The sequence below is a fragment of the Chitinophaga sp. Hz27 genome (assembly GCF_042263525.1).
Taxonomy (GTDB): domain Bacteria; phylum Bacteroidota; class Bacteroidia; order Chitinophagales; family Chitinophagaceae; genus Chitinophaga.
The window spans coordinates 245,051-257,312 of sequence record NZ_JBHKFJ010000004.1 but is presented as its reverse complement, the minus strand read 5'-3'; the positions used below and the strand labels follow the sequence as shown (position 1 = coordinate 257,312).

Here is a 12,262-nt window from a genome sequence, read left to right as displayed (position 1 = left end):
GTAATGATGAAAAATAATTTCAAGAAATTTTTATTCATAGGTTTAGCTGCATCTTCTGCATTGCTGACCAGTTGCAAAAAGGATTACTTAGACACTACACCAACTGAGTATGTGGATGAGAATATTTTGTTTAACGACATGAAAGGCGCATGGGCTGCAATTAACGGTATTCACCGTGCAATGTACTCTGCCTATGATTCACAGGACCAAACTGGTCAGTCATCTGTTATGATTGATGCTGATATGATGGGTGAGGATATTGTAATGACCAGTGCTGGTAATGGTTGGTGGAATGCTTCCTATCAATGGACAATGCACCGCAACGTAAATGCGACTCAGCTTCGTTTTGTTTATTCCTTCTATTACAAAGTAATTCGTAACGCCAACCTGATCCTGCAGAAAATTGATGCAGTTCCTGGTGATGCTACTGAAAGAAATGCAATAAAAGGTCAGGCATATGCTTATCGCGCCTGGGCACATTTTAACCTGGTTCAATTGTTTGGCGGACGTTATGATGCCGCTGGTACTAATGGTCAGGATGGAGTTGTATTAGCTTTGAAAGCTGAGGCAACACCAAAACCACAGGCTCGTGCAACTGTAGCGGAAGTATATACGCAGGTTAATAAGGATCTTGATTCTGCCTTCGCAAACCTGCCAGCTACTTCTCGTAACACGAAATCTCATTTTAATGGTATGGTTGTTACTGGGTTGAAAGCACGTGTTGCATTAACTCAGCAAAATTGGCAAGTCGCAGCTGATCTGGCAGGTCAAGTTATTGCCGGTTCAGGTACATCGCTCATGAGTCAGATTCAATACGGTCAAGGGTTTAATAGTGTTGAGAATCCTGAATGGATCTGGGGTAGCTATCAGGTTGATGACCAGACCACAGCATTCAATGGCTTCTTCGCGTATATGTCTGCTAACTACAACTCTACGAATATTCGTCAAAATCCAAAGGCGATTAATTCAACGTTGTACAAAAAATTCCCAGCAACTGACATTCGTACAAAGCTCTGGGATCCAACTGGGGCTTCAACTCCAATTCCACCTAAAGGTTCCCGCTTCCCTTATATTAACCAGAAATTTCTGGCCAAATCTTCAGGTAGCTCTGTTGGTGACGTAGTATATATGCGCCTAGCCGAGATGTATTATATCCAGGCAGAAGCTTATGCTATGCTGAACCAGGATGCACAAGCTGCGAATGCACTGTTCACTGTTGTATCTGCACGTAATACTGCATACACTAAATCTACCAATACTGGCACTGCACTGAGAACTGAGATATCTGATAACCGTAGATTTGAACTCTGGGGTGAGGGTTTCCGTTTCTTCGATCTTAAAAGAAAGAATGAAGCAATGGACCGTTCAGGTACTAACTTCAACCTCGCGCTCAGCGTTATCACCGGCATCCCGGCTGGCGATAAACAATGGCAGTGGCTCATACCTCAGGATGAGATCAATGCTGGTGGTGGTTTGATTAAACAGAACCCACTTTAATAGTGAATCGATAAGCATAAACGAAAAAGGCTGTCTCTACTCAATAGAGACAGCCTTTTTCGTTTATGCTTATAAGTTAGATGATCATTTCAATACCTGTTTCAACTTAGCCTCTAATTCAGGGCCTCTCAGGTTCACACCTATTACCTTACCTTGAGGGTCCAGCAGGAAGTTAGAAGGTATCGCATTGATGCCATACATATTTACTACTGCTGATTCCCAGAATTTCAGATCACTTACCTGTGTCCAATTCAGGCCATCTTGTTTAATTGCCGCTACCCATGCATCTTTGCTCTTATCCAGTGATACACCCAATACCGTAAAGTTTTTATCCTTGTAAGTCTGATAAGCTTTTACTACGTTAGGATTTTCACCACGACAAGGACCGCACCAGCTAGCCCAGAAATCAACCAGTACAAATTTGCCTCTAAAAGAACTCAGACTAACTTGTTTACCAGATGGATCAGGTAAAGTGAAGTTTGCCGGAGACTCATTTACCTTTACTGCGATAGAGGCTTCTTCTCCACCATTAGCAGCACCGGTACTGTCAGAACCCATGCCTTTTTCCAGTTGGCTGATTCTGTCTACCATGCTTTTTACCAGGGTGTTTTTAGGAAAACGTTTTTCCATATTGGTCAGCACCTGCTTGTGAGCAATGATTTCCTGACCATTTCTTACCTGGCTGATAGCAAATACCGCATTGGCTGGGTATTTAGTTTTATCGGCAGTGATGAAGAAACTGGTTTCAAACTCTTTTTCACGACGCTGAAAATCCTGAATTTTAGGTTGCAGGATACTGTCAGGTGTTTTGATCTGATGCAGACTATCCAGCTGACGCATTTCTTCTGTTAATTTAACAGACTGCTTGCTGATATCTGCGAGGAATTGTTGTAACTCCTGTGTAGGCTCAGAACCATCCACTTTTATGTTTTCCAGGTTGTCTAAATCTCCTTCCAGCTTCATATCGCCGGCATCAAGAGATAACAGGATGAATTTACCGTTTGTAAAACGGATACGATAAAGTCCCTGTTCAGGTACCATACCTTTAAAAGTAAAGGAGCCACTCGCATCTTTAATGTTAGTGGAGTCTACTACTTTCACATTATCCAATGTAAGTTCTTCCAGTACAACAGATCCTAATGGCATATTTTTAAAATGACCATCAATCTTGAACTCCCCTTTTTCCTGTTGTTGCCCGGCACATCCTGCGAGAAATGCAGCCACAGACAACCCTAAAAAGTATTTTTTCATGCAATCGTTTTTTATATCTCGTTTCCGCTAAACTGTTAAGTTATACCAAAATAGCGGATAAACGCTTAACCTTTGAGTTTTTCGGTTAATAATTCATTTGTAAGGCGAGGATCGGCCTTCCCTTTGGATGCTTTCATCACCTCTCCCACAAACAGCGCCAGCAAGCCTTTTTTACCACCGCGATAAGCTGCCACCTTATCAGGGAACTTCGCCAATACCTCATCGATAATTGGGGCAATATTATCCGCGTTATTGTCCTGCAGGAGATTTAGTCTGGTGGCTATTTCCAACGGATTCTCCGTAGGATGCTGAATCAGTTCAGGTAATATTTTGGAAGATGCTACAGAGAAGCTGACCTTCCCGCTATTGGTTAAAGCAATCAGCTCAGCCATTGCCGCGGGTTTCACTGGAAAATCAGCAATGTCTGTTCCTGTTTCGTTCAGGTAAGATTTTATTGGACCGATAATCCAGTTAGCAGCTGCTTTATGCAATGGCGTTACTGCAATCAAACCTTCAAAGTAATCAGCGGTAGATTTATCATCACAGATTACCCTGGCATCATATTCTGGCAATTGTAATGTGGTAGTATATTTCAGGATCAGCTCCTCCGGTAACGGAGGGAGTGTAGCCTGAACGGCTCGTATGAATTCATCGCTCAGCTTGAATGGCGCCAGATCGGGCTCCGGGAAATAGCGATAGTCATTTGCTTCTTCTTTGGAACGCATGGAAAAAGAAGACCCCGTTGCTGCATCAAAGCTGCGCGTTTCCTGTATCAGCGTACCTCCGCTTTCTACTAGTTCTATCTGTCTTTTCACTTCCGCATCGATGGCTTTTTTCACGTTACGGATGGAGTTCATATTTTTTACTTCAACCTTGGTACCCAGTGTGGTAGCACCTTTCAGGCGAATGGATATATTGGCATCGCATCGCATGCTACCTTCTTCCATATTACCATCGCACACACCCAGGAAACGAACAAGTCTGCGAAGCTCAGTAAGGTAGGCATAAGCCTCATCACTGGTATGCATATCCGGCTCACTCACGATTTCTACCAAGGGCACACCCGCACGGTTATAATCCACATAACTATTTGAAGGGTCCTGGTCGTGCAGCAGTTTGCCCGCGTCTTCTTCCAGGTGGATACGGTTCAATTTAACATCTCTGCTACCTGCTTCTGTTTGTATACGAACATATCCGCCATTACAAATAGGTGCAGTATGTTGAGAAACCTGATATCCTTTAGGGAGGTCGGGGTAGAAATAGTTCTTACGGGCGAAGTAGTTTTCTTTTACGATCTCACAATGACAAGCCAGTCCCAGTTTGATAGCATATTCGGCTGCCTTACGGTTCATGCGGGGCAGGGTACCCGGATGTGCCAGGGTAATAGGACTGATATGTGTATTGGGAGCTCCTCCAAAAGAGGCGCTGTCGCTGCAGAATAGTTTGCTTTCCGTCAGCAGCTGGGCATGAACTTCAAGCCCAATCACGGTTTCGTATTTACTGTAATCCAAGAGGTGACGTTTAAATAATCAATAAAATAAGATCGAAAGCAAATCACCACTAAAATTGCTTGCTGATAGACGCAAATATATTTAAATAATGCTGGGATTTCGGGCAAAATCATGACCGGAAAATGCTAAATTCGGTTACATTAATATCTAAAAAATCTTCCCTATGATTAGTAATGCCCAGGCAGCCAAACTTTACGAGGGTCAAAAAGCATATTTCGACTCTGGAGCGACGCTTGCCTATAACTTCAGGAAGACCCAGTTAAAGCGCCTGAAAAAAGCCATTCAGCAATATGAAACCCGTATCCTGGAGGCCTTGCATCAGGATTTACATAAACATGCCATGGAAGCCTACTCCAGTGAGGTAGGATTTTTATACGAGGAAATCGATTATATCCTTGAAGGCCTCAAAGCCTGGATGGAACCACAGGTAGTTAGCTCTCCCCTGGTTACCTATCCCAGCAGCAGCCGTATTTACCGCCAGCCGCTTGGCCTCACTCTCATTATTGCACCATGGAACTACCCTTTTATGCTGCAAATCAGTCCTTTGCTGGGCGCCATCGCCGGCGGAAACTGTGCTATACTGAAGCCTTCAGAATTAGCGCCAGCCACTTCTGCCATCATCACTACCCTGATAAAAGAAACCTTTGATCCTACATATATCGCCGTAGTAGAAGGCGATGGAGGGCAGGTAATACCAATGCTGATGTCTTTCCGTTTCGATCACGTGTTCTTCACCGGAAGCATTCCTGTGGGCAAAAAGATCATGGAAATGGCTGTTCCCCATCTGACGCCTGTTACTTTAGAATTGGGAGGGAAATCCCCCTGTGTAGTTGATGAAAAAGTAAATATAACGGTAGCGGCTAAACGTATTGTTTGGGCTAAATTCTGGAATGCTGGACAGACTTGTGTTGCGCCCGATTATCTCCTGGTGCATCAAAATGTAAAAGATGAACTGATAACAGCTTTAAAAAATGCAATTGTTGAATTTTTTGGAGAAGATCCTTTACAGAGTGTTTCTTATGCAAGGATGATCAATGATAAACGTTTTGATGTAGTGGCGGCTTACCTCAGCGATGGACATGTAGTCCATGGCGGACAAACAGATAAAACCCAACGTTATATCGCTCCTACACTGCTAACAGACGTAGAATGGGATGACCCTGTCATGCAGGATGAAATTTTTGGGCCGGTACTGCCTGTGCTTACCTATTCAGATCTTCAGCATGCTATTCAGGCGATTAAGAAATTGCCATATCCGCTGTCGTTATACATATTTACCAAGAGCAAGAAAACAGAACGAGCGCTGATAGAGCAAGTGCGCTTTGGCGGTGGTTGTGTCAATAATGCACTGGTACACCTCACCAATCCCGAGTTGCCTTTTGGGGGAACAGGCTATAGTGGTATGGGACAGTATCACGGGAAGTATAGTTTCGATACTTTCACGCATCCGAAAGGAATGCTCAAAACGGGCACCTGGCTTGATGTGCCGGTAAAATACCCTCCGTTTAAAAATAAGCTGAATCTGCTCAAAAAAATAATGAAATAAAAAATGGTCTCTACTCATCAGTAGAGACCGTTTTTTTATTTTGCTTTATGAAGATGATTACAAATTCACTTTATTGATTCGTTTTGGCACCTTTATTTCAAGGTTTTGTGTGGCACCATTACGTATAACCTTAGCCGTTATAGTAGATTTCTGTAGATTGCTACGATAAGCGGAGGCCATATCCCTGGCTGATTTTACCGATGAGCCTGCGACTTCGGTTACAATATCGTCCATTTTGAAACCTGCCTTTTCAGCGGCTGATCCTTCATCGATGTTAGTTACTTTTGCACCGTCGCCATTTTCAGTATCTTCTACTTGCAAGCCTAAACGAACATTGTTAGCACCACGAGGCGCCCAACTATCATCACCGAATCCCTGACCAAAGCCTTGCCCAAAACGAGGTCCTCTGAAGTTATAAAAGTCCCTGTTACTGCGGTCGGAAGATGGAGGCGATAAGAAAATGCTGTTGCCATCGTTCTTGCGCTCGTCTAGGGTGACATTCGCCTTTGTTTCTTTCTTATTACGTGTATACGTTACCGTGATTTTGTCTCCAGGTTTGTAGCCACCAATGGTTTCGTACAAGTCCTTAGGCTCAGCGATCTTTTTATCATCTACCTTGGTAATAATATCACCAGTTTTGATCCCTGCTTTTTCGGCTGGCGTACCAGGAGAAACCGTTTTAACAGTAACGCCTGTAGCCTCAGATTTTTCCGTCATGACTCCCAGCAAAGCTTTATTGGGCTTGATGTTCATAGAAGGAGCTTCACTGTTGTCATCACCGTCATCATCGTTAAAGAAATTGAAGCCTGGCATTCCGGACATATCACTAAGTTCCACGGTATTTCCGTCCAATGGCGTAATTCTTCTATGTGAAACAGAAATGTCTGGATTAGTGTACTGATCTATCTTTTTACCATCCACGAAGATTTCACCATTCTTGATTTCCACGGTTACTTTACCGTCTTGATTACTTTTTCTTTTGATGATAAGTTCATCAAACTCTCCTAGTTTATCCTTGGATTGTTGGGCATGGACCTGCTTAGTCAGAAGGCTGAAGCAGGTAAAACCTGCAATAGAAAGCGTTTGCAGTAACTTGCTCATATATTGATCTTTTTTATTTTACTGAACAAATTTAATGACCGTAGAAAACAAGGAAAAGTTAAAACCGACGAACGGGATTTTAAAATTTAATTTCAATATTGGGGAGAACATAATAAGAAAAGGTCAGGTCCCTTGTAAGAGAGACCTGACCTTTTTATTGAATGTTAATGTTTTAGGTAGATATTAACCGATGATCTTTTTGATAGCAGCTACTACCTGATCAAGTTTGTCAGTTTCCTGGCCACCAGCAGTTGCGAAGGATTTTTGTCCGCCGCCACCACCTTTGATGAGTGGTGCTACATGTTCTTTAATCAGTTTAGGTGCTTCCCAACCTTTCTCTGCTACGAGTTTCTCGTCGATAGAGAGGGCTACACTGGCTTTTCCTCCAATGTTGGCTGCAAATACCAAAACGTGATCAGGGATTTCGGTTTTCAACTGCATGGACAGTTGTTTTAGTCCTTCTGCATTGCTAACGTTCACCACTTTGCCCAAAAAGTTGATACCATTGATCTGTTGTGCCTCTGTGCGGAGTTCAGCGCCCAGTTGGCGTACTTTTTCGAGTTCCAGTGCTTCCACTTGTTTTTCCAGTGCGGCTTTATCCTGTACCAGGGTTTCCGCAGCTTTCACTATTTCTTTTGGATTCTTCAGTGCAGCTTTCACTTCTTTCAGCTGTTGGAGCTGTACGTTTACGAAGTTAATAGCCTGGTTACCTGTTACGGCTTCCACACGGCGTACACCTGCAGCAACAGCGCCTTCAGATACAAATTTGAAGAGGCCGAGTTCGCCGGTAGATCCAACATGAGTACCACCACAAAGCTCTACGCTGTATTGTGGGTCCATGATTACCACGCGCACCACATCTCCGTACTTTTCACCGAAGAGAGCCATGGCGCCTAATTGCAGGGCTTCTTCCTTAGGTAATTCTTTAATCACCACAGGTATATTGGCCTGGATCTTATCATTTACAATCTGCTCGATCTGTGCCAGTTCTTCGTCGGTAACTTTAGCAAAGTGAGAGAAGTCGAAGCGGAGTTGTTCAGCATTCACTAAAGAGCCTTTCTGGGCAACGTGTGTACCCAGTACCTGGCGCAGGGCGGCGTGCAGGAGGTGCGTAGCAGAGTGATGACGTGCAATATTTTGACGTTTTTCTTTAGCTACAACCGCTTTCACGCTAGCTTGCGGCTTAGCCGGCAGTTTATCAGCGAAGTGAATGATCAGGTTATTTTCTTTTTTGGTATCTGTTACATGGATGATTTCTTCATCGAAGTATAAGATACCGGTATCGCCTACCTGTCCGCCGGATTCAGCATAGAATGGCGTTTTGCTCAGTACCAGCTGGAATTGTTCTTTACCTTTCGCGTTAACGGTACGGTATTTCAACAGTTTGGTATGAGATTCCAGGTTTTCGTAACCGATAAAAACTACATCGGGCGTTTCGTCGAGTACTACCCAATCGCCGGTATCCAGAGCGGTTGCGGCGCGGGAGCGTTCTTTCTGTTGTTCCAGTGCGGCATCGAAGCCGATTTTATCAACATCAAATCCATTTTCGATAGCGATCAGGGAAGTGAGGTCATATGGGAAGCCATAGGTATCGTATAATTCGAAGGCTGTTTGGCCGTCGATCATCTTACCTGAAGCTTGCTTCATAAATTCATCTATACGGCGGATACCACTTTCCAGTGTACGGAGGAAGTTATTTTCTTCTTCAAATACTATCCTCTTTACAAAATCTACCTGTTGTTCCAGTTCAGGGAAAACATGGGAGAACTGTGCTGCAAGTACGGGTACCAGCTCATGAAGCAGTGGTTTGCGTACTTCCAGGAAGGAGAAGTAGTAGCGTACAGCTCTGCGGAGGATACGACGAATTACGTAACCTGCGCCGGTGTTGGAAGGCAGCTGACCATCAGCAATGGTGAAGGAGATGGCACGGATGTGATCAGCGATAACGCGGAATGCCACATCATTTTTGGCGTCGGTACCTTTATAGGTGTTACCAGTAAGCTTTTCAACGGTATGGATTGTACCCATGAAAAGATCGGTATCGTAGTTAGATGTTTTATTTTGCAGTACACGAACAAGACGTTCGAGGCCCATGCCGGTATCAACGTGTTTTGCAGGCAATGGCACCAGGGATTTATCTTTCTGGCGGTTGAACTGCATGAATACGTTGTTCCAGATCTCGATCACCTGAGGGTGGTCGTTGTTGACAAGGGTTTTACCGTTTACTGCCTGTCTTTCATTGTCCGGACGGCAGTCTACGTGAATTTCGGAGCATGGGCCACAAGGACCAGTGTCTCCCATTTCCCAGAAGTTATCTTTCTTATTTCCGAGGAGGATGCGATCTTCCGCGATATGTTCTTTCCAAAAATCGTAAGCTTCCTGGTCTTTAGGCAGGTTTTCTTTCGCATCACCTTCAAAAACGGTAACGTATAAACGATCTACTGGGATCTTGTAAACTTCAGTCAGTAGTTCCCAACTCCAGGCGATGGCTTCTTTTTTGAAATAATCGCCGAAGCTCCAGTTACCGAGCATCTCAAACATGGTATGGTGGTAGGTATCGATACCTACTTCTTCCAGGTCGTTGTGCTTACCGCTTACACGGAGGCACTTCTGCGTATCTGCTACTCTGGTGGCCGCGGGTACTTTGTTGCCCAGGAAATAGTCTTTAAACTGGTTCATACCTGCGTTAGTGAACATGAGGGTAGGGTCATTTTTCACTACGATTGGAGCAGAAGGCACGATTACATGCCCTTTTGACGCAAAAAAGTCCAGGAATTGCTGTCGTATTTCAGATGCTGTCATAAAATATTGATGCGAATTAATATATTATTTATAACTTATTGCTGTAGGTATCGGTCCGAGACTTATATCTGTGTTTCAACCCATTATGAAGTAGTTAGAAAATTGACATTCAAAAGGTTGATGTTTTAATCTAATTACATTAGGTTTGTGCGCCTTATTTTCCCGCCGAGTTACAGGGAGTGCAAAAATATTGAAACCTGTAGGATTATTCAAAATAGGATGGTCTTACCGGCAAAAAAGTTAAGGGGCGGCACCTAAAATATGCCAATTCTATTCATCCGTTTGAACTCACGCCAAGTAAATCTGCTGCCATAGCGCGTTAGCTATGGCGCTCAAAGTATGCCATAGGTGCAATGAAGAAGGTAAAATATTTCTACAACACCCAAACTTTAAAATATGAGAAGCTCGTAGTTTCACTACGGGTGAAAGTGCTACGTATTCTTGGTTTTGTATCGGCGGCTATCGTTACCGGTGCTATATTCCTGTCATTTGCGTACCGCTTCTTCGCATCCCCTAAAGAAAAGCTATTACAGCGCGATCTGGACGGGATGAAGGAGAAATATGAGGCTTTACAAGGCCGCATGAAGGAAGTGAAGGGTAAGCTTACTGAGCTGGAAGATCGCGATAATGAAATTTATCGTGTCATTTTTGAAGCCAATCCAATCCCGGACAGCACTCGTATGGGCAAAGTCACTCAAGACGAAGAGGCTGCACAACTGCAATCTTTTGCCAGCAGCGAAATCATCGCTTCTACAACGGTGTTGCTGAAAGAAATTACCAACCGCATGAAAAGTCAGGAGCAATCCTTCGACGAAATCGATAAACTGGTAAAAAATAAACAGGAAATGCTGGCATCTATTCCTGCCATCCAACCTGTATCCAATAAAGATCTTAAACATATCGCATCCGGTTTCGGATATAGGATTGATCCGATCTATAAAATGATGAAATATCACTCAGGCCTCGATTTCGCGGCGCCAAGCGGTACGCCTATCTATGCTACCGGTAACGGTGTTGTGGAAGAAGCAAGTCTCAGTGATGTGGGCTATGGCAATCACGTAGTGGTACGACATGGATATGGTTATAAAACCTTGTATGGCCACATGCTCCGCATGAAAGTAAAGGCTGGTATGGCCGTGAAACGCGGTGATGTACTCGGATGGGTAGGCAGCACCGGTAAATCTACAGGCCCTCACTGCCACTATGAGGTAATCAAAAATGGTGAAAAAGTAGACCCGGTATACTTCTTCTTTAGTGACCTTACCGCCGAACAATTTGAAGCCATGGTTAAAATGGCCAGATCTGGTAACCAGTCGTTCGACTAAGGCATCAGGATTGGTTATAATATGATTGTTAATTAAAGGGAAATCAACGAAAGCTGAAGGAAATTGGCTAAATTCATGCTTGTAAAAGATATTTTTCAACGTGTTTTTTACTGCCATGCACCAGTTAGACCTCTTTTCAACAGCAAGTACTTCTTCTCTGCCAACGGCGGAAACGGTAAGCCGGAAGATAAAAGCGAATGTAAAGGCGAAGGTTAAGGCGGCTGCCCCTTCTGCACCACCGCAAATTGGTAAAAAACGCGGACGTAAATCATTGAAAGAATTCTCCGAAGACCCGGATCTGATTATGGAATTGGATAAACTGGCATTGGATAAACAATATTATTCTATCAGTGAAGTAGCTACCATGTTTAAGGTGAATACTTCGCTGATACGCTATTGGGAAAACGAGTTCGATATCCTCCAGCCCAAAAAGAACCGCAAAGGCGACCGTCTCTTTCGCCAGGAAGATATCCACTCCCTGAAACTCATTTATCATCTCTTACGCGAAAGAAAATATACTATCGAAGGTGCTAAGCAAAAGCTGAAAGAAGACCGTAAGCTGGCAGCACGCAATTTCGAAATGGTACAAGCTTTGCTAAAGGTTAGAGGTTTTTTAACCGAACTGAAAGATCAATTATAAAAAACAAGGTTATGCGATTAAAAATGTTACTATTAGGTGGTGGCCTCCTGTTCTCCTCACTGACATGGGCACAGTCCAACAGCGATAAAGTCCTGAAGGGCAAAATTGACATGAAGACGCTCATGAATGGTAGCGATTATACCTGGTTCTATAAAGGAGTAAACGATTATCAACCTAATGATAATATGCTCAATTATATCAAGGCAAACCGCTCCAGCTTCAACCTTGTAGCGGTAGTGGGTACCTGGGACGAGACCAGCAGAGAAGTAGTTCCTCAGCTGTATAAAGTAATGATCCTCGGTGGCAGCCCTGACGACCAGGTGCTGATGTTTGGTGCTGATCAAAAAATGCAGACAGATGCTCCTGTTGATTACAAAGTGAAGAAAGTTCCTACCATCATCGTTTTCAGAGATGGTAAAGAAGAAGGCCGCATCGTAGGCGCTCCTAAAGAGTCCGTAGAAGCCGACCTGTCACGCATCCTGCTTAAAAGCAGCAAATCTGACAAAGGCGATACCAAAAGCGAATAACTACCTCGCTTGAACTTATAAATTGAAAAGGCGGTGTCTACCCAGTAGACACCGCCTTTTCA

General features: G+C 43.8%; 9 protein-coding genes. 5 read left to right on the top strand and 4 right to left on the bottom strand.

Annotated elements, in window-relative coordinates:
* Positions 1-6 precede the first annotated feature (6 nt).
* Positions 7-1,497: a RagB/SusD family nutrient uptake outer membrane protein gene (locus ACE38W_RS10595; RefSeq protein ID WP_375830696.1), complete on the top strand. Its 1,491-nt coding sequence runs from the start codon at positions 7-9 to the stop codon at positions 1,495-1,497.
* Between the two features lie 84 nt (positions 1,498-1,581).
* Here ACE38W_RS10595 and ACE38W_RS10590 read toward each other — a convergent pair whose 3' ends face one another.
* The gene (locus ACE38W_RS10590) at positions 1,582-2,748 is read right to left on the bottom strand and encodes a redoxin domain-containing protein (protein WP_375830694.1); all 1,167 of its coding nucleotides are present in this window, start codon (positions 2,746-2,748) and stop codon (positions 1,582-1,584) included.
* Between the two features lie 65 nt (positions 2,749-2,813).
* Complete coding sequence (gene gatB, locus ACE38W_RS10585) at positions 2,814-4,259, bottom strand: Asp-tRNA(Asn)/Glu-tRNA(Gln) amidotransferase subunit GatB (protein ID WP_375830693.1); 1,446 nt, start codon at positions 4,257-4,259, stop codon at positions 2,814-2,816.
* Positions 4,260-4,422: 163 nt separating this feature from the next.
* Here gatB and ACE38W_RS10580 point away from each other — a divergent pair, with 163 nt between their 5' ends.
* Positions 4,423-5,805: an aldehyde dehydrogenase gene (locus ACE38W_RS10580; protein ID WP_375830692.1), complete on the top strand. Its 1,383-nt coding sequence runs from the start codon at positions 4,423-4,425 to the stop codon at positions 5,803-5,805.
* A 57-nt stretch (positions 5,806-5,862) separates the two neighbouring features.
* On the opposite strand, the gene ACE38W_RS10575 is transcribed toward ACE38W_RS10580, so the two are convergent.
* Both ACE38W_RS10575 and alaS read right to left on the bottom strand, forming a co-directional pair.
* Positions 5,863-6,906 carry a PDZ domain-containing protein gene (locus tag ACE38W_RS10575; protein WP_375830691.1) on the bottom strand — a complete coding sequence of 348 codons (1,044 nt, stop codon included), beginning with the start codon at positions 6,904-6,906 and terminating at the stop codon, positions 5,863-5,865.
* A gap of 183 nt (positions 6,907-7,089) precedes the next feature.
* Complete coding sequence (gene alaS, locus ACE38W_RS10570; protein ID WP_375830689.1) at positions 7,090-9,708, bottom strand: alanine--tRNA ligase; 2,619 nt, start codon at positions 9,706-9,708, stop codon at positions 7,090-7,092.
* A gap of 353 nt (positions 9,709-10,061) precedes the next feature.
* Here alaS and ACE38W_RS10565 point away from each other — a divergent pair, with 353 nt between their 5' ends.
* The 3 genes from ACE38W_RS10565 to ACE38W_RS10555 all read left to right on the top strand — a co-directional run bounded on the left by ACE38W_RS10565 (position 10,062) and on the right by ACE38W_RS10555 (position 12,200).
* Positions 10,062-11,033 (top strand): M23 family metallopeptidase, encoded by a 972-nt coding sequence (locus tag ACE38W_RS10565; protein WP_375830687.1) that lies wholly within the window; start codon positions 10,062-10,064, stop codon positions 11,031-11,033.
* 115 nt (positions 11,034-11,148) lie between these two features.
* Positions 11,149-11,673, top strand: coding sequence for a MerR family transcriptional regulator (locus ACE38W_RS10560; protein ID WP_375830686.1), 525 nt, complete (start codon positions 11,149-11,151; stop codon positions 11,671-11,673).
* A gap of 11 nt (positions 11,674-11,684) precedes the next feature.
* On the top strand, positions 11,685-12,200 hold the full coding sequence (locus tag ACE38W_RS10555) for a thioredoxin domain-containing protein (protein WP_375830684.1): 516 nt from the start codon (positions 11,685-11,687) through the stop codon (positions 12,198-12,200).
* The last annotated feature ends 62 nt before the right edge of the window (positions 12,201-12,262 follow it).